13 protein-coding genes and 1 pseudogene are annotated in these 19256 nt (G+C 36.0%); 3 read left to right on the forward strand and 11 right to left on the reverse strand.

Annotated elements, in window-relative coordinates:
- Nucleotides 1–72: 72 nt before the first annotated feature.
- Nucleotides 73–1326: a cytochrome P450 family protein gene (locus tag ACEWFJ_RS14485; RefSeq protein ID WP_473689037.1), complete on the forward strand. Its 1254-nt coding sequence runs from the start codon at nt 73–75 to the stop codon at nt 1324–1326.
- A gap of 644 nt (nt 1327–1970) precedes the next feature.
- On the opposite strand, the gene ACEWFJ_RS14490 is transcribed toward ACEWFJ_RS14485, so the two are convergent.
- The 8 genes from ACEWFJ_RS14490 to ACEWFJ_RS14525 form a co-directional block, all read right to left on the reverse strand.
- Nucleotides 1971–3023, reverse strand: coding sequence for a metallophosphoesterase (locus ACEWFJ_RS14490; RefSeq protein WP_473692513.1), 1053 nt, complete (start codon nt 3021–3023; stop codon nt 1971–1973).
- A 317-nt stretch (nt 3024–3340) separates the two neighbouring features.
- On the reverse strand, nt 3341–3877 hold the full coding sequence (locus ACEWFJ_RS14495) for a DinB family protein (RefSeq protein WP_473689038.1): 537 nt from the start codon (nt 3875–3877) through the stop codon (nt 3341–3343).
- A gap of 829 nt (nt 3878–4706) precedes the next feature.
- On the reverse strand, nt 4707–5954 hold the full coding sequence (locus tag ACEWFJ_RS14500; protein ID WP_473689039.1) for an MFS transporter: 1248 nt from the start codon (nt 5952–5954) through the stop codon (nt 4707–4709).
- Between the two features lie 67 nt (nt 5955–6021).
- Entirely contained in the window at nt 6022–6657 is a 636-nt protein-coding gene (locus tag ACEWFJ_RS14505) for a TetR/AcrR family transcriptional regulator (RefSeq protein ID WP_473689040.1), read from the reverse strand.
- Nucleotides 6658–7157: 500 nt separating this feature from the next.
- Entirely contained in the window at nt 7158–10247 is a 3090-nt protein-coding gene (locus tag ACEWFJ_RS14510; RefSeq protein ID WP_473689041.1) for an AAA family ATPase, read from the reverse strand.
- Nucleotides 10204–11400 (reverse strand): exonuclease SbcCD subunit D, encoded by a 1197-nt coding sequence (locus tag ACEWFJ_RS14515; protein WP_473689042.1) that lies wholly within the window; start codon nt 11398–11400, stop codon nt 10204–10206. The genes ACEWFJ_RS14510 and ACEWFJ_RS14515 overlap by 44 nt, the downstream gene beginning before the upstream one ends.
- A gap of 21 nt (nt 11401–11421) precedes the next feature.
- Nucleotides 11422–11661: a DUF2584 family protein gene (locus ACEWFJ_RS14520; RefSeq protein WP_473689043.1), complete on the reverse strand. Its 240-nt coding sequence runs from the start codon at nt 11659–11661 to the stop codon at nt 11422–11424.
- Between the two features lie 415 nt (nt 11662–12076).
- On the reverse strand, nt 12077–12337 hold the full coding sequence (locus ACEWFJ_RS14525) for a hypothetical protein (RefSeq protein ID WP_473689044.1): 261 nt from the start codon (nt 12335–12337) through the stop codon (nt 12077–12079).
- 747 nt (nt 12338–13084) lie between these two features.
- Between ACEWFJ_RS14525 and ACEWFJ_RS14530 the strand changes: the two genes are divergently transcribed.
- Both ACEWFJ_RS14530 and ACEWFJ_RS14535 read left to right on the forward strand, forming a co-directional pair.
- Nucleotides 13085–13870, forward strand: a complete 786-nt coding sequence (locus ACEWFJ_RS14530; protein WP_473689045.1) for an enoyl-CoA hydratase-related protein — start codon at nt 13085–13087, stop codon at nt 13868–13870.
- A gap of 14 nt (nt 13871–13884) precedes the next feature.
- Nucleotides 13885–14937 (forward strand): enoyl-CoA hydratase/isomerase family protein, encoded by a 1053-nt coding sequence (locus ACEWFJ_RS14535; protein WP_429718581.1) that lies wholly within the window; start codon nt 13885–13887, stop codon nt 14935–14937.
- Between the two features lie 78 nt (nt 14938–15015).
- Here the strand turns inward: ACEWFJ_RS14535 and ACEWFJ_RS14540 are convergent, their stop codons facing one another.
- The 3 genes and pseudogenes from ACEWFJ_RS14540 to ACEWFJ_RS14550 all read right to left on the reverse strand — a co-directional run bounded on the left by ACEWFJ_RS14540 (nt 15016) and on the right by ACEWFJ_RS14550 (nt 19136).
- The gene (locus tag ACEWFJ_RS14540) at nt 15016–16476 is read right to left on the reverse strand and encodes a CoA-acylating methylmalonate-semialdehyde dehydrogenase (RefSeq protein ID WP_429709846.1); all 1461 of its coding nucleotides are present in this window, start codon (nt 16474–16476) and stop codon (nt 15016–15018) included.
- Between the two features lie 44 nt (nt 16477–16520).
- Nucleotides 16521–17411 carry an NAD(P)-dependent oxidoreductase gene (locus ACEWFJ_RS14545; protein WP_473689046.1) on the reverse strand — a complete coding sequence of 297 codons (891 nt, stop codon included), beginning with the start codon at nt 17409–17411 and terminating at the stop codon, nt 16521–16523.
- 16 nt (nt 17412–17427) lie between these two features.
- Nucleotides 17428–19136, reverse strand: a pseudogene (locus tag ACEWFJ_RS14550) (acyl-CoA dehydrogenase family protein).
- Between the last annotated feature and the right edge of the window lie 120 nt (nt 19137–19256).

The raw sequence follows: 19256 nt of genomic DNA on the forward strand, positions 1-19256 counted from the left end.
GATAATTTCTAGGACAATATGTAAAGAAACAGACAACTCCCGTAAAGGGTACAATAAGAAAGGAAGATTGTCATGAATAATTCAGATCAAATTGTACCAGAGAAAGTCGCATTGAACCTGTTTAGTGGTAAAAGTGATGAAAATCCATTTCCGATATTCGCACAGATGCGGACAATGGGATCCGTTATTTCTATCCCGTTTCCGATAGGTGGAACGGATCGTCAAGCCTGGATTGTTACGCGTATGGAAGAAGCGATGCAGGTGCTTAAAGATCATACTCGCTTTACTGTAGATGGGAGCTCCATTGATGGCCACAGTGACATCAGACAAAACGTTACTGATCCATCTGCTCCTCCTACCTTCTTTACTGGAAAATCGATGCTTTCTGTCGATGAACCCGATCATCGACGGTTGCGCAGGTTGGTGTCCAAAGCCTTTACACCCAAGTATATGGAAAGCTTACGCCCTCGTGTGCAGGAGATTGCCGACGAATTACTCGACCGAGTACAAGAAAAAGGCGAGATGGACCTTGTTAAGGACTACGCCTATCCTTTACCGATTAACGTCATTTCTGACATGCTCGGGGTGCCTCAAACAGACCATGAACAAATCCATAGCTGGTCTGAGGCCATCGCTCGCGGGCTGGGCCTAGGTAGGAAAGAGCCGGGAGTCAAGGAGCAACTACGCGCTTTCGGTGAATACATCGGACAGCTTGTGACCGACAAACGCCAGCACCCTGCTGATGACTTAATCAGCCAATTGATTACCATCGAAGAGGAAGGGGAGCGGCTCAGCGAAACAGAACTGCTCTCGATGATCTCGCTATTAATCTTTGCCGGCCATGAGACAACCGCGAACCTTATTGCCACCGGCACTTTGATGTTGCTGGATCATCCAGAGCAACTGAAAAAGCTAAAAGCCGATCTTAATCTGGTTCCTGCAGCTGTGGAAGAGCTGCTGCGCTTCAATGGTCCTGCCACAATCGCGGGACCACGTTTTGCCACTGAAGATATCGAACTCGCCGGGCAGCATATCAAAAAGGGAGATATGGTCATTCCCGTATTAAAATCAGCGAATCGGGATGAACTCCAGTTTACGGATTCAGAAGAGCTTGATATTACACGTACAATCAAACGTCATCTCGCCTTTGGACATGGCATTCATATGTGTTTGGGAGCGCCACTAGCCCGTGTGGAAGGAGACGTTGCGTTTTCCACCCTGCTGAGACGAATGCCCAACCTGCGGCTCAGCGTCCCTCGAGAGAACGTCAACTGGCATTTCAAGCTGAGCTCACAGGGATTAGCCTCCCTGCCTGTGGCTTTTTAGTGAAGGAAAAGACCTCCTGAGCAGACGCGTCGGAGTGAGGGCATCGTCCTCACTCTGTTAGTGTTGCTTTTCTTTTCGTTATCGATTTCTTGTTGGTTACCGCTTACTTCTACCAAGCGAAATCATGACCAAAAGTGTGGTTAAAGGCCCAGTCTTTGATTATTAGATTAGTTTACTTATTATGTAAAATAAAGCCAGCAACAGCACCAATTACTGACCGATTGGAATGGCTACACTGAGGCAATTACACCAATTGTAACGGCACTAACAGAACCCCTTCTTCCCTTCAGTGTTGGAATTGTAACATATGGAGAAAACACATTCTTTAAACCGTATTTCATTCAAGTATCTTCCTTTTTATATGGATTGCAGAAATTAGACAAAAAGAAAGGATTCAGGATACGTTAGTTTGTAAATAAAGTGTATAGTCTTCGACATCGGAAATCATTAATGTCATAGTAAAACAGTTGATTGTTGTAAAGGGTCTTACAAATGGTCTTTTTTATAAAAAATAGGGATAAATCTCTTTAAAGATTTATCCCTTTAAATATAAAGTGCAACATCTTATATTTGTTAAGTCTATCTCTATATTTAGTAGCTCAAACTAGGAATAGTATTTACAGATAACCCCTTGTTTTTTCTACTCAATCAAATGTAAGTTCTATTTGAATAATCTCTGATCGACTCCCAAGTCTTAAAGCTGGTCCCCAAAATCCAAATCCTGAGGAAACAATCGCATGAAATAAATCTTTCTGTACATATCCCCAATCTAATTCGTACATTCTTCTTGTAATGATATGATTCGGCGCCATTTGTCCTCTATGAGTATGTCCAGACAATAATAAATCAACACCTGATACTTCAGCTTGCTTTAATTCAAAGGGCTGATGATCCATTGCAATGATTGGAAAACTCTTATCTACAGCACTCATTAACTCCTCAAAACTTTTACGATTTCGGTCCGTCTTATCTCTTCTTCCTACAATATAAAAACAATCTTCAATTTTTACAACTTCATCTAATAATATATTTACATCAATCTTATCCATTTCCTGCAAAAACTCCGGAATAGCCCCGCCGTAATATTCATGATTTCCTAGCACCCCATAGATGCCAAGCGGAGCATGCATTTGTTTCATCACTTGTCCCATATTCTTTTTTATAAAATATTCTGGATGATCGTCAATAATATCTCCTGGCAAAAGTATGATATCCGGTTTCATATCATTTACATGATCAACCAATCTTTGAAGGTGCGACAAGCCAGACAGTTTACCGAAGTGCATATCTGAAGCCATCGCAATTCGAAGTGTCTTACGATTATTAGCTTTTTTAGGTACGTGAATCTCGTATTTTCGAACGATTGGACTATACGCATTAAATGTTCCATAGACAAAAATAAGAACAAAAATAATAAGAACGATTATTCCAGTCCAAAAAATAGATTGTTCTTTCGGAAACGATAACAAATTTAAAATAAATACTGTTACATCCGCTATTGGTAATAGTATGACTGCATATTGTATAACTGCAAACCAATAAGAACCAATTGTTCTAAGAGGTGAATCAAATTTAATCAATCGATCTAGAATATACGCGTATGAAAATAATCCAACTAGAATCGCATAATATCCCCAAGATTGAACGTGAAAAGTCGTATGAATCCAAACCCAGCCGTTCCATCCAATGTAAATCATTAACAGCGTATATAGCGTAAATAAAATAATAATATTAAATACATTTCTCGTTTTCAAAGTATCCCCCTCTTTTATATGTTTCATTATAACCGTTCATTTACGAATACTTACATACTATAATGAATTAACAGTTATATGTAATGAGAATTTTATCCCGCATTAACGGGCAGTAAGGCCCCCCACTGATGGAAGTTTCACTATATTTTGACATAAAAACTTTTATAATTCCACTGATACGCAGCAAAATTAAAAAGAGACTGATTCAGAATTTTTTATGAATCAATCTCTTTTTTTATTTTCATTTACAATTTCATATTTCAGCTGGATGGATAAGCATCCGAACTTAAATAACGTTCTTTTATAATTTGACAATGATGAAGCTCATGACCAGCAATAATACTTGCCAATGCACGAACCGTTACTTCAGAATTATTTGCCACCCCTCTTTGTAACCATGCTTCTTCATCTAAACTTTTAAGCAAATGCACAGTAGATTGACGAACAACTGTTAAATTCTCGAGAAGATCTTGCATGGATTGCTTATCAAATGCAGCTCGAAGAACATACATGTCATCGTTATATCCAGGAAGTGACGCTGTCTCGCCTCTCGCTATAGAAAGCAGTCGATATCCCATAATACGTTCAGTATCCGCAATATGACCGATTACTTCTTTTATACTCCATTTATTAGGAGCGTATCGAAAATATCCTTCATCATCAGAAATACCTGTCAGCAAAAGCATTGTTTCCTTCATTTGCTGCTCTAGAATATGTATGATATCTCCATCTGGCAATAAGTTTATGTATGTTGAATAATACGGGTTATATTCATTTGCTTCTGGTCTCTTTTGCATTTTTACCATCCTTTTTATTTTATCTTTATACATACACCTTATCATAAAATATTATCATATTAATCCGAAAAATTTAAATTCTAAAACAAAAGGTCCCCATCCTTCTAATCTTGAAATAAATCTCAGCCATCCTACAAAATAAACTTTCTCAGCCTACGACCTATAGATTGCACTATTATCAACTGCTAACATAATAGGTGAACTCCTAACGAGTTTCATTATCTAACGAAAGGGCATGCTTCGGACGCAGGTCCTTTTGCTTTTTATTTGAACTACTTGATGATACTTTCAACAAAGTAAAGCAATTAGAGGTTAGTTACGTTTATGAAAGTTATATTAACATCACTTAATCTTTAGACAATTGAATTCTTTATTAAGCAAAAATTTAACAATTTACGTTTAATATATAAGCAACGACACTAATGGTATAATTTTACTTAACAATAAAATTATAAAGTGAGATGAGGATAATGAAAGTATCATATTGGAGTAGTAAAAAGGTACGACTTAGGGCACCTCAAAGAATAAGTGAAAGTGATTTAGCTATATTAAAAGAAAGTACCCTTTTCAACTAACGGGTGCCACCGCTGAACAAAACATATCCTAAAATGATCAAAAATTTTTTATAAAAATTCCACATGGATCTAAAACTTTAAAATCCATTTTAATCGATCTTTTTTAATCATGAATTCTGTTGTTTGCTATTTAAAAAGGACTATTTGTGGCCTTTTTATCAAACTTTATTACAAAACTACATAATGACTAACTTTTAATTGATTTACGATTTCCATTTGCATCTAATCTTTCTTACATCTATCATTACCTAACCCTATCCTTCTTTTCTTAATATTCTCTTTGTTACAATCGCTATTACTATCATTATGAAACTTACAAATAATATAGGTAAGTAAATTTTTATACTGAAGGTTTCAAAAATAAATCCATATATGACCTGCCCTATAGGTGCCATACATTGCGCAACCGCTGTAATAATTGCCATAACTTTTCCTAAATTTTCATCAGGTGTTTTCTTTTGCACAACTGTAATGACAAAGATAGAAATAATGGTCATTACTATTGCAATAAGGATTGCACACAAGATAAAGAGAATAAATGACGAGTAGTATCCAAATCTAAGAACAAGGGGCATAACGGAGACAGCCATCGGTATAATCAATAAAGCAATAATAAGTAACCACTGGTATATTGTGTTCATTTTCATCTTTTTTGCAAAGAAACCAATAGATAAAGCCCCTAAAATTGTAGCAAACTCTATAAGTCCCATCCCGATACCATACAATGTATCGCTGCTTTGCATCGTTACCCGCAAAATGATGGGACCACCTACAACAAAAAGTGGTGTAAGAATTAAGTTAAGAATTGCTGCCAGAATCATAGATTTCAATATATAAGGCGCTCTAATAGCAAAAGTAAATCCAACTTTCATGTCTTTTATAATTGTTGGTACAATATGTGCGTCTATATCTCTTTTCGTAAATGGGATTTTAATAAACATTTCTAATATTGCTGATAAAAAGAAAGCAATACAGCTCATGAAAACAAGAGTTTTTAACCCTACCATACTATATAGTACCCCTCCTAAAACAGGAGCTGCCACACTTGACAATGCTTGAACGCCATTTACAATTCCATTGGCCTGTTCTAATCTTTTTTCCGCAACGAGTAGCGGAATACTCGCCATAACAACGGGAGAATACATTGCACTAATAATTGCTAACAAAATCATGACAATACCAATCAATATCACAGAAGTATTGTCGATGGACAGTAACAAAAGAAAGCCGAAAATAATAATACTACTTAACATATCATAGATAACCATTAAATTGCGTCGATTAAACCGATCAGCGATAGCACCACCAAGAGGGGATAACAAAAGAGGCACACTGGATATAGCATATAAAGTAGCATAAATATCTGCACGACCTGTTATATCCAAGACATAAAGTGATAAAGCAAAGCGTAAAAGGGTGGAACCTAAGATCGATACAATTTGTCCGATTACCATAAGATTAAAATCTTTAGCGGAAGACTTTATGCTCGCACTGTTTTCCATCGTATACACACCTTTCAGTAGAACGCTAGACCGACTGTCGGTCTAACAAATTTATAAAACAATTTTGCTATGACTGTCCCAGCAAAATAGCTAGCATGTAATCAAAGGTACCTTTTTCAGCTCCGAGAGTGGTCTCCATCATGTTGATGAACGCCTTTGCCCTTTGCATCGCTTCATGAGGCTGCCATTGAAACAATCCTTCATCAAATATAATTTGTGCAGACGCAATTAAAAATTCTATTGTTTCCTTGGGATATACAGTCACAAAAACCCCTTCCTTGATCCCCTGTTCAATTACCTCTGTTAAAACGGGTGTTAAATGCACAATAGCTTGCACTAAACTTTTTTGATGCATCTCTGCATTATTTGGTTGATGGAATTGTTCAATCATTTTTTCTTTATTCTCACCCGCTTTTGGCATTTGAGCCATTAAAATTTGAAACAACTTATCAATTACAGGGATATTTGGATTTGAAGCAATCTTTTTCGCTGCTGCTACATCCGTATTTACAATTCTCAAAATAATAGCATCCATCACTTCCTCCTTTGATTTGAAATAATGATAAAGCGTTCCTTTTGCAATACCAATTTCTCGTAGAATGTCATTCACGGTGGTTTTCATATATCCTTTAGAAACAAACAGCCTTTCTGCGGTATCTAGAATTTCATTTCTACGTTCTTCATATTCCTTTACAATCCTCATAAAGAAACTCCTTTCATCTAGACCGACTGTCGGTCTAATATAAATATATGTGCCTTCTGTAAAAAAGTTTCATTCTTAGCTATAAAATTTATTGCACATTACAAACAGTCGATTACCCTTCCTTTTTCAATTCTTTGACTAGTCATTCCATAACCCTATGGTTGATTTGAATGTGAAAGTGTTGTTTTCATAGATAAATAAATTCGGAAAAATCATCCAAATTCCTTTTTCATATATGATTTTTATAGAATGGTTCTCGTATGTACAGCTTGATTCCCTTGTTCTTGGTGAATAGCAAATCTATCAAGAACATAAAAAAGACTCTGCAATTTTACAGAGTCCAAAGTTAAAAAATATAAACCTATTTAATATGATTAAAAACCAAAGACGGAACGAGTATTACTAAGAAAATGAAACACGTACTGTCTCTGAAAAATTAGATGACGTATTCGAAATGCATGACCAAAATTGTGACCGCTGATTAAAATCAAGCACTCTATCTATTTCACAACAAACCTCGTCTTACTACATCCATCTTTCCGCTTCATTACTTCAAGCACTGCTGGCATAGCGTTTTTCAATTCTTGTACGTGTGAGATTACACCAATAAAGCGACCTGATTTTTGAAGATCAATTAAAGCATCTACTGCTTTCGTTAACGATTCTTCATCTAATGAACCGAAACCTTCGTCAATGAACATCGTTTCAATCGAAATACCGCCTTCATATGATTGAATGATATCAGCCATACCAAGCGCTAAGCATAGAGATGCGTTAAATTTTTCACCGCCGGACAATGTTTTCACATCACGTGTTTGCCCCGTATAAGCATCATACACATCTAATCCTAAACCACTTTGACGATTTCGTTTTTCCACGCGTTCACTTCGTTTTAAATAAAACTGTCCGTTTGATAGTTTACGAAGTCGTTCATTGGCTACTTGAACAATTTGCTCTAAATATTCTATTAAAATGTAACGCTCAAACGAAATGCGACTTTCATTGTCACCTTTCATAACTTCATATAAATCAACAAGCTCTTGGAATGCCGCTTCTTCTTCATGAATTTGTTCATCAATGCGGCAAATATTTTCATGCAAATCGGAAATATATTCATTGACACTTTTTGTACGCTGACGCTGTTCTTTTATGATATCAAGTTGAATTTCTAGTTCTTTCAACTGTTCCTCTAGTTGCGTTAACTCTGTCCATTCTTTTCCTTGTAGCTGCTCTATTAATTCTTCAATTTGTTTTGTTAATACTTCAAGCATTGAGTAGTACGTTTGAATGTGTTGTTGTAAGTTTTTTCGCTCTGCGTCTGATAATTTAGCCTCTGTGTATGCTTGTTGACTCGCAAAACCACTTGCTTCAAGTTCTGCCATAAAACGTGCATACTTTTCTTCTTTGTTCTCATTTCCTTGTGTATATTGTTGCTGCGCTGCTTTATATGCTTCTTCAACACGAATTTTTTCACTGGTGCAACGCTGAAATTCCTCTTGTGCTCTTTGCCATGATTCTTGCAGACGACGAAGTAAAGAAGCTTTTGCTTCATACGCTTGTTGCCACGCTTCTAATGTTTGCATCTTTGCTGGAATTTTTTCTTTGTCATTTTCATACGATGTTCGCAGTTGAATCGATTCCATTTCAGAGCGATGCAGTTTTTCTTCTATATCACGTTTAGTTGCTTGCAACATATCTAATTCTTCTTCTAGCTTTTGAAGCTGCGATGATAATTGTTTACGTTCTTCTTCACTTTCTTTTAATTCATTTACTTCTGCAGCTAGCTGTTTTCCTTGTTGGATTAACGTTTGATACGCATCTGCTAACTCTGATACAGCGTACCCCCGAGCCTGTACTTCTTTACATAATTCTTCATATTGACCTTTATAAAAATTACATTTTTCTTCTATTTGAACGTGTTGCTTTTCAGCTTGTACTTTTTGTTCACGAAGAATATTTAACTGTTCTTCATTAATAGACACTTCTTGTTCAGTTGCTTTGTTTGGGTGAGAGGTACTACCACAAACCGGGCAAGGTTTACCATCATGTAAATGAATCGCTAACTGACCAGCTTGTTCGCTTAACCATGATTTCTCCAACGTTTCATACGCTTGTTGAGCCGCACTCATACGTTCTAACACACCTTTTCTTTCCCTCTCATACTGTTGCACTTCTTGCCACACTTGATATGCGTCTTTTAATACTTTTGCATCTTCACGCATACGACTTAACTGTTCTACTTTTGCTCGGTATTGCTCAAGTGCTTGTTCAATCTGTTTTAGCTTACTGGAAAGCTCTTGCTTTTGTGTACTGCTGAATTCTTGCTGTTTCTCTAATTTACTTACCTCAAGCTTAAATTGCTCCATTTGTTTTTCTGATGCCGCTAATTTTATTTTTTTATCAGCAAATGTGGCGATAACCTCTTTTAACTCTTCTAACATTTGTACGTTTCGCTTCGTTTCTTCACGAACTGTTTCATTGTTTTTTTCTTGTTCATACTGCTGCTCCGCACGCTCATAAGCTAATACAAATTGTTCTTGTTTGGCAGCGATTTGTTTCATATATTGCTCGGCTTGCTGAGCACTTTGAACCGCTTCATCATACCACTGTTCAAACGGTAATAACCGGCTTGCTTGCTCTGCTCGTTTAAATTGTTGTTCTTTCACTTCAATAGAAGAACGTTCCTGTTGCAATGAGTCATAACGATTTTGTTTTGTTTGCAAATCTTGCAATCTATCATTTAAAGCCTTCGCTTCATGATACCCTGTTTCCGCTTCTTTTAATTGCTTTAGCTGTATTGATTCTTGTTTTTCTAATTGCTTTTCTTGTTTTTCATAAAAAGCCATTTCTTGTTGAAGCGCTTCTACTACTTGATGTGTATTTACATGTTCTTGATTTGCTAATATTTCAAGCAGTGCACCGTCCCGCACCGGAAGCTTGAAAACGTTACGAAAGTACAATTCTCGTTCTTTTTGCTTTTCTTGCAGAACATCTTTCCATTCTTTACGCTTTTGATCTAATAACTCTCGCATTAATTTATATCGATCCGTTTTAAAAATGCGGCGTAAAATTTCTTCTTTATTTTCTGTTTCAGATGTTAATAGTTTACGGAATTCACCTTGTGGAAGCATTACAATTTGACTAAATTGATGCTTACTAAGACCAATTAAATCTTCCACTTTTTTGTTTACATCCGTCACGTGGAAGCGATCTACACAAGGAATTTGTTCGTCATTAACGACTTCATAAAATTCAATCGCATGACCTGTAATCGTTTTGTTGCCTTGTTTTTTATGACCAAGTTGACGCTTTATACAATAGGTTTTTGCTTTTAATTGAAATAATAATTCAACGCTTGTATACACGTTATCATCAGCAAATTGACTACGAAGCATACTCGTATCATTGCGTTCTTCTCCACTCGCTTCTCCGTACAGCGCATAACAAATCGCATCAAAAATCGTTGTTTTTCCTGCACCTGTATTTCCAGAAATCGCAAAGATTCGATGTTCACCTAATTCTTCAAAATCAATTGTTTCCTGCTGCTTATAGGGACCAAACGCTGTCATTATAAGTCTGATAGGTCTCATGCTCTCTCCCCTCTCGCTCATGAACTGTCTTTAATACTTCTAAGAAGAGACGCTCTTTTTCTTCCGATAACTCAGTCCCTTTCATTTCTTTATAAAAAGCTTTCACAAGGGAAAGATCATCCATTTTATGACGTGAAGTGACTGTAGTATTTTCATTCGCCAACTCTTTTCTTTGCATAACACGCTCTACATGCATTGCATTTGGATAAACAGAACGAATCTTTTCCATTGGCTGCAATACAGGATTTTCATCTAATAATTTCACAAATACGTAGTCTTCACAAACAGGATGTTGCAACAATTCATCAATTTTTGCTTCAACCGTTCTCATTTTACGTTGCGGTGTTAATAACCGTTTCTCAATTGTTATTTCTCCTGTTTCATCTAATTCAACAATGGAATATCCTTTTTTGTGATGCTCTTCCGAAATCGAATACGCGAGCGGCGAACCCGCATAACGAATTGTTTCATTACGTACGTAATGCGCTTGGTGTAAATGACCAAGCGCTGTATAATGGAAGGCATCAAAATAATGACTGTTTACATATTCTGCTCCGCCAATTGATAATGGCCTCTCAGCATCACTTGTATTTTCTTCCGCTTCCCCAGACGCTGTTACGAAAGCATGCCCGATAAAAACATGACGCGCCTCTTTATCCATACTTTCCGATAACTCATTCATAAAAATACGCATCGCATCATCATGACTACGAATATCATCATTTTTCATCACATGACGAACAATGCTCGGATCAACATACGGAACTAAATGAAAGTGTACTTTTCCGTATTCATCATTCATTACAACGGGCTCATATGGATATTGAAATTGTCCAATAATATGCAGCCCTTGCTTCTTCATTAAGCCGCTCCCAAAATGAATACGATCTGGACTATCATGATTCCCAGCTATCGCAAGTACTGGCGTTTGTAATTCAATCACAATTTTTTGTAATACTTCATTTAATAAATCTACCGCTTCTGTTGGCGGAATTGCGCGGTCGTATAAATCTCCTGCAATAATCACAGCATCTGGTTTTTCCTCTTCAACAGCTTGTACGAATTGCTCTAAGACATAACGCTGATCTTCTGTCATATAAACACCGTGAACAAGCTTTCCTAAATGCCAATCGGCTGTATGAAAAAATTTCATCTTTCCCTTCCTTTCTTTTTATTAGTTCACAGATTGAAGTGAAATAAGCTGATATAAAAGCGTCGTCTTCTCTTCTGTCCATTCCACTTTTTTTACAACTGCACTTCCAACAAGTTCTTGATTTGTTTTATACACTGGCAATATTTCATCAACTACAAATAAATGATATCCTTCTAAAATTAATTGAAATATATTATCTTCTATATGTAATCGTTTCTCTGTTTCGTTTACAATAATCTTTGTATACATTTCAAATTTCATGCGAAAACACCCCTTTTTTATGTCTCTATTTTAATAGTATAGCGGGCATTACTGATTGACAAGAGAATCAGTAATAAAGGTATGACTTCCCTAATGAATATTCCCTCTACTTACAACATTATAACTGCAATATATCTTCAACTTTTCATTTGTAGTATGAGAAAAGTAATAAAAGAATATGAAAACTCCCGCCATTTATCTCCTTTAAATCTTGAAGTAAGAGTTTTCCATGTACCATCTTCAACAAACCCCTTTAGAACTGCTTTTTTCAATATGTTATAAGAGCCCATTCACATCTGCGAATAGCGAGATAGATGCAAATAATGTTGCTGATGCTTTTGTTAACGTTTTAATTTTCAATACGGTATGTGAAATTAAATATTTATTTAAAATAAAAATGCCGTTTACGGCACTTTTATTTTTGTAAATAATCCTTCATTACAACGTACAAAACAACAAATAATAATACTGTTGTCAAAAGCCACGAAAGAATCGCAACGTAATCATTTTGATTTAATGCAAAACTAATCGCAATTGTTAAGATAAGAACCGGGAATACAAATCGTACTTTATCTTGTATAGTATCATGCTGTGCATCTTCTTGATGAAAATAGAAAGTTAAACTAATCATAAGAGAAGATAAAATAATGACCGATAATAACAAAGGCCCTGACATTCCGATCTCCCCTTTCTTTTCTTTCCTTTCTAAGGGCACATTAGACATTCTATACTTATAATAAATAAAACTTATAAGCGAACTTAATACATATGACATATTAGCAACAAAACAAAAAATTTAAATACAGAAAATGTATTATCCATATTTATTTAAACCTTTATTCTAAAAAATTACAAATTATATATTTAGTAAAAATCTGTTCAAAACAATATCCGTTAGAAGTTGTATATTCCTTTTTCTCTAATGAAAATCCTCTAAAAACAACTCGTCAAAATATGCCAAGTTTTCATTTCATGAATTCTCATGCTTTCCTTCTTTACATATTTTTGATTGTTTACTACTTTTTTATTTTAAAAGACATATTCTTTCAGTCTAAAAACTTTGGCATAATGATACAAAAAAACACGAAACAACGCACTACTTCTCTTCTATTTTCTACAGTATACTCATTTGCTCTTCATTTTAAAACAAAAAAAGACATGCAATATGGCAGGATTCAAGAAAGGAAACAAGAAAGATATACACAAGAGCTCATCTTTCATAACGATTCAGGAGATCGCTACATATTTTAATTCGTTGCTACAATTATCACCATAGATGCTCCCGCTCTGTCTTCTTATAAAGTGTCTATTTGTTTAGACACTTAAACATTTTGTGTCCAACCCATCCTTGCTAATATACAGCATTTGAATTGGCACAGTTCTTGCAAAAATAAATATATGATCATAAAGGAGGATATAGATAATGGAAACCAAATTTGCAAATATAAGAAAACAAAACTTTATTACAATAGTAGAGGTGAACAATGCCCCAGCAAATGCTTTATCATCTGCATGCATAGCTGAATTACGCTCAATCTTTTCAATGCTTGCTGAGGATGACGAAACAAGGGCTATTATTCTAACAGGTGCCGGACGTTTTTTTGTAGCTGGTGCCGATATTAAAGAGTTTGTTTCTGCACTAGGAGATCAAGAGAAAGGATTAGCAATGGCAAAAGCAGGACAAGCACTTTGTGACGAAATAGAAGCCATGAAGAAGCCAGTCATTGCTGCCATAAACGGTCCTGCTCTTGGCGGTGGATTAGAGTTAGCTATGGGATGTCATTTTAGAATTACATCAGATACTGCTATTCTCGGTTTACCGGAATTAAAACTTGGATTACTCCCAACATTCGGCGGTACACAACGCCTTAGCAGAATAACAAATATGGCAACGGCTTTAGACTTAATTTTAACTAGTAAACAAATAAGCGGAAAAGAAGCAGCCAATCTCGGTCTTGTTCAATTGGTTGTTTCCCAAGAAGAATTATTACCAACTGCTCTCTTACTTGCTCAATCCTTTCTCGAAGGAAAAAGCATGACTAGTGTCACACGTGCCGTAGAATGTATTACACAAGGATATAACGAAAATATGTCTGAAGGCTTGAAAAGAGAGCGCGAGAAATTCTCTGAATTATTTTTAACTGATGACGCTAAAGAAGGCATTCAAGCTTTCATCGAGAAGCGGAAACCTAACTTTATACATTCATAAAAGGAGGATATGTTATGACTGATCAAGTTCTATTTTCAACTAACAAAAATGGTGTAGCCACTATTACGTTAAATCGTCCGAAAGCACTAAACTCACTTTCTTATGAAATGATAGGACCGATTACACAAAAGTTAAAAGATTGGGAAGCTGATGATCAAATTCATCTTGTCATTATAAAAGGCGCAGGTACGAAAGGACTTTGTGCTGGTGGTGACATCAAGACACTTTACGAGGCTCGTTTACATGAATCTGCCATGCAAAAAGCAGAGCAATTTTTTGAAGATGAATATAAATTAGATATGCTCGTTTATAAGTTTTCTAAACCGATTATCGCATGTTTAGATGGCTTTGTTATGGGCGGAGGCGTCGGACTAACTTCTGGAGCGAGCCATAGAATTGTAACTGAGCAGACGAAGTGGGCCATGCCAGAAATGAATATTGGCTTTTTCCCGGATGTCGGGGCTGCCTATTTCTTAAATAAATCTCCAGGGTATATAGGACGTTACTTAGCATTAACAGCTTCTGTTATTAAAGCTCCTGATGTACTATATATAAACGGTGCAGATTTTTACATGACAAACGAAAACTTAAATGCTTTTCTTAACCGTGTCGAACATATAGATTGGCCTGTAAAAGACATACATACAACATTGACACAACTGGTAAATGACTATTCTGAGCTTCCTGTTAACGAAAGTGAGCTAGCGTCATTCCAAACAGACATTAACAATCACTTTTCTTTTCACACAGTTGAAGAGATTATACATTCATTAGAAAAAGATGCTAGCCATTTTGCAGCTAAAACAAAAGAAACAATTTTATCAAAATCCCCATTCTCCTTAAAGATCACTTTAAAACAACTAATTGATGGAGAAGAAAAAACGTTAGAGGATTGCTTTACTACTGATCTTGTACTTGCTAAAAATTTTATGAAACATGAAGATTTTTTCGAAGGAGTACGTTCAGTTGTCATTGACAAGGACCAAAATCCGCAATATAAATATAAGAAATTAGACGATGTTTCAGACGAGATTGTGAACAGCTTTTTCAACCTTTTAAGAAGCTAATTATATCAAGTGAAACTTATACATTTTATTTCAAATAAAAAAAGTGTCCAATACCATGGACACTTTTTTATATTCTTCTTAAAACCAGCGTTCTGTCACTACTTTTTTACGTGTATAAAATTGCACACCATCTTTTCCATTTGTACCTAAGTCACCGTAGAAAGAAGCTTTATTTCCTGCAAATGCGAAAAATGCCATTGGAGCTGGAACGTTTACGTTTACGCCAATCATCCCTGCATCGATATTATCACGGAATGTTTGTGCGTGTTTACCACTTGACGTATAAATGACTGCACCGTTTGCAAATTTTGATTGGTTTGTAAGCTTAATTCCTTCTTCTAAATCCTTTACTCTCACAATGCTTAATACTGGAGCAAAAATTTCATCTTGCCAAATTTTCATATCTTGATTCACACTATCAAAGATTGTTGCTCCAACGAAATACCCTTCCCCAACTTCTTCATTAATTTTACGGCCATCTACTAATAAAGTAGCTCCATCTGCTACACCGCTATTAATATAGCCTAGTACACGCTCTTTATGAGATTCACGAATTAATGGACCTACATAATTCTCTTCATGGAAACCATCACCGACTTTTAATTTACGCGTTTCTGATACAAGAACATCAATGAATTCATCAGCAATTTCATCCACTACCGCTACAACAGAGCATGCCATGCAGCGCTCTCCACTGCTCGCAAATGCAGAACCAATGACTCCTTGTACTGTCTTTTCAATATCGCAGTCCGGCATAACAATTGCATGGTTTTTCGCTCCTGCAAGTGCTTGTACTCGTTTTCCATGTTTTGTTCCTGTTTCGTATACATAGCGTGCAACTGGCTCGGATCCAACAAATGAAACAGCTTGAATATCTTTATTTTCTAAAATGCTATTTACAACATCTTTTCCGCCTTGTACTAAGTTTAAAACCCCTTTCGGGAAGCCCGCTTCATAGAATAATTCTACTAGTCTTTCTGCTAAAAGCGGCGTTCTTTCAGATGTTTTTAATACAAATGTATTACCGCAAGCGATTGCTAATGGGAACATCCATAGTGGAATCATCATCGGGAAGTTGAACGGTGTAATACCAGCAACAACTCCAATTGGGTATCTCCAAATTGAACCATCAATTCCACCCGCAATATTTGGAAGTGCTTGCCCCATCATTAAATTTGGTGTTGATGTTGCCAGTTCTACAGCTTCAATCCCTCGCTGCACTTCGCCAGTTGCATCTTTTAATGTTTTACCATTTTCTAATGTAATGATTTTTGCAAGCTCATCTTTGTTTTCTTGTAAAAGTTGTAAATATTTATATAGCTGTCTTGAGCGATTTGGAACTGGTACTTTAGACCATGTTTCATATGCTGCTTTTGCAGCTTCAACAGCACGATCCACATCTTCTTTTGGAGAAAGTGGAACATAAGCAATTATTTTCCCAGTCGCAGGATTCGGAACAGCTTCCACTTCTGTGCCAGTAGATTCTACCCATTCACCATTAATATGATTTTTCACGCGTTTAATTTCTGTTGTAATCATTGTATTCGCTCCTTTTTATTTTTTATATTTGCTAGTATTCATTGTTATTTATGACTAGAGATTAATTGTTCACTTACCTTTTGATATAAAGCAGCCATGTCTTTTTCACCATATCCCGCTTTACCAGCTTCCTCATACAAATTCAAAAGCATTTCACTCACTGGTAAGTGAAGCTCACCTTCTTTTGCTAAATCAACTGCAAATCCTAAGTCTTTCTTTAGTAGATTTACAGTAAATCCTGGTTCATAGTTTTCTGGCGCAATAAAGCTTTTATAATTGCGCTCATAAATTCTACTTTGTCCATAACTCACATTTAAAATATCAAACATTTTATCTAAATCCATATTGCTTTTCTTTGCTAATGTCAGAGCTTCACTAACACCCGCTGTATAAAAACCAATTAATAAGTTATTAATCAATTTTACAGTCGTACCACTATCAATTTGCTCACTCACATGAAATACATTTGCTCCCAATACTTCCATCGCTGGTAAACCTTTTTCATATACTTCTTTTGGTCCACCAACCATAAAAGTTAATGTGCGGTTTTCCGCTCCAATCACTCCGCCGCTAACCGGTGCAGCCAAGAAATCTACTTTTTTATCCTTCGCAGCATCTGCAAGCTTTTTATTTAGTTGTGGAGCTACTGTGCTTGTATCAATTAAAATAACATTCGAATGACTATTCTCAATTAAACCCTCTTCTCCAAAATAAACAGCTTCAACAGCTCGCGGTGACGGTAAACTTGTAAAAATCAAATCACATGTTTCTGCTAATTTTCCAATTGATAAACCGATGATTCCCCCTTCTTTCTCGAAGGAAGCTTCAGCATCTTTATTTAAATCGACTCCATATACCGTATAATTTGATTTGACTAAATTTTTAGACATTGGAAGACCCATGTTACCTAAACCGATAAAACCAATCTTTTTCATACTGCTCTCCTCCTATTTAAACAATATATTTCCCGCGATTTATAATCGTTTTTGCGATTTCTCTCTTTTTCGTAAACAAGTTCGTGTATAGAGGTACTGACAGTTGACGAATTTCATCTAGAATGGCGTTTCTAGTTTGCTCTTCTTGCACCGCTGCAGAAAGAAGAACAATTGCTGCTGATTCTACTTTTCGATATCCTTCTTCACAAAGCACATCCGTTATAAACTGTTTTGTACGTTCTTTTTCTTCACCATTTTTACTGATCGCTTTCTTTGTACGTAAAAATGCCGATTCCATTACATATACATCTTTCAACATGTCTGCTAACACGCGTGAATATTCTTGTTCTTGTTCGATTTTTAATTCAGGAGTTTGAGATAGCGTTTTCAAAGATTGCTTCAATAATTGTTTCGATAATAAAATATAACGATGATTTCGTTCTACATTTTCAAATGTGTCTTCGTCTACTTGGTCCCCTAGTTGTTTCGTTTGTTTCATTAACATTTTCGCAACTGTTAAGCGGTTAATTTCATTCGTTCCTTCAAATATACGGCTAATTCTAGCATCACGATATAATCGTTCTACTTCATATTCTTGCATATAACCATAACCACCATGAATTTGTACCGCTTCATCCACAATATTTCCAAGTGTTTCTGAAGCATTCACTTTGTTGATCGCACACTCCATTGCAAATTGAGACATTTTCTGCATAATACCTTCGTCACTCTCATGAATTGCTTCATCAATTACGCCTGCTGTTCGATAAGCTGCACTCTCTGCACCGTATGTAGCGATAATCATATTTGCAATTTTCTCTTGAATCATCGTGAAATCAACTAATTCTGTTTGAAACTGTTTTCGTTCTTTTCCGTATTGAACAGATAGGCCAATTGCTTGCTTTGCTGTTCCAATATTTCCGAAAGCAAGTTTCAATCTAGCAAAATTGAGAATATTAAGAGCTACGTGATGTCCCTTTCCTACTTCCCCTAGTACATTTTCAGCAGGAATGACGACATCCTCTAAAATCAGTGTCGCAGTTGAAGAACCTTTAATACCCATTTTCTTTTCTTCTAGGCCAATCGAAACGCCTTCACATGTTCTTTCGACAATAAATGCTGTCATTCCTTTATTTGTCTTTGCAAAAACAACATATACGTCAGCCATATGAGCATTTGTAATCCACTGTTTTTCACCATTTAATGTCCAAGCTGTTCCTTCTTCATTTAAGACAGCACTTGTTTTTGCACTTAATGCATCAGATCCAGCATTAGGTTCTGTTAAAGCATAAGCTCCAATCCATTCGCCTGATGCAATTTTAGGTAAGTATTTTTCCTTCTGCTCTTTTGTTCCGTAATATATATATGGCAGCGTTCCTACTCCAGCATGAATATTAAAGGAAACACTAAAGGCTCCTGCATATCCCATCTTTTCCGCCACAAGTCCAGAAACTGCTTTCCCTAATTCAAATCCACCATACTCTTCTGGAACCTCTATACTCAACAATCCAAGTTCTCCAGCCTTTTCAAACAACCTGCGGGAAACTTGATAATTGTGCTGCTCGATATTTTCAATTTGAGGAACAATTTCCTGTTTCACAAATTGTTCTGTTGTTTTTGCGATTAAATCTTCATCACCTGAAAAATCCTCAGGTGTAAAAAAGGTTGTATTAAGCTCCTGATTCAGCGAAAAAATTCGTCCCATTGCAACTTTGTTTTCTCCATCCGTATCCCCCTATCATTTCGGTCTTCATTCTATTTATATGCAAAATTTATGCCAATCTAAAAACTTGATAGAACAAGGGCAAAATGAAAAGAAAACGTAAAACTGTCTAGACAGTTTTA

Source organism: Bacillus sp. EA-CB0995 (assembly GCF_055814245.1).

Excerpts from the sequence above, each read along its gene's own strand:
- ACEWFJ_RS14495 (WP_473689038.1), bottom strand. The coding sequence starts at position 3,877 with ATGCAAAAGAGACCAGAAGCAAATGAATATAACCCGTATTATTCAACA.
- ACEWFJ_RS14525 (WP_473689044.1), bottom strand. The coding sequence starts at position 12,337 with ATGTCAGGGCCTTTGTTATTATCGGTCATTATTTTATCTTCTCTTATG.
- ACEWFJ_RS14545 (WP_473689046.1), bottom strand. The coding sequence starts at position 17,411 with ATGAAAAAGATTGGTTTTATCGGTTTAGGTAACATGGGTCTTCCAATG.
- ACEWFJ_RS14540 (WP_429709846.1), bottom strand. The coding sequence starts at position 16,476 with ATGATTACAACAGAAATTAAACGCGTGAAAAATCATATTAATGGTGAA.
- ACEWFJ_RS14500 (WP_473689039.1), bottom strand. The coding sequence starts at position 5,954 with ATGGAAAACAGTGCGAGCATAAAGTCTTCCGCTAAAGATTTTAATCTT.
- ACEWFJ_RS14505 (WP_473689040.1), bottom strand. The coding sequence starts at position 6,657 with ATGAGGATTGTAAAGGAATATGAAGAACGTAGAAATGAAATTCTAGAT.
- ACEWFJ_RS14520 (WP_473689043.1), bottom strand. The coding sequence starts at position 11,661 with ATGAAATTTGAAATGTATACAAAGATTATTGTAAACGAAACAGAGAAA.
- ACEWFJ_RS14515 (WP_473689042.1), bottom strand. The coding sequence starts at position 11,400 with ATGAAATTTTTTCATACAGCCGATTGGCATTTAGGAAAGCTTGTTCAC.
- ACEWFJ_RS14485 (WP_473689037.1), top strand. The coding sequence starts at position 73 with ATGAATAATTCAGATCAAATTGTACCAGAGAAAGTCGCATTGAACCTG.
- ACEWFJ_RS14530 (WP_473689045.1), top strand. The coding sequence starts at position 13,085 with ATGGAAACCAAATTTGCAAATATAAGAAAACAAAACTTTATTACAATA.
- ACEWFJ_RS14510 (WP_473689041.1), bottom strand. The coding sequence starts at position 10,247 with ATGAGACCTATCAGACTTATAATGACAGCGTTTGGTCCCTATAAGCAG.
- ACEWFJ_RS14535 (WP_429718581.1), top strand. The coding sequence starts at position 13,885 with ATGACTGATCAAGTTCTATTTTCAACTAACAAAAATGGTGTAGCCACT.
- ACEWFJ_RS14490 (WP_473692513.1), bottom strand. The coding sequence starts at position 3,023 with ATGATTTACATTGGATGGAACGGCTGGGTTTGGATTCATACGACTTTT.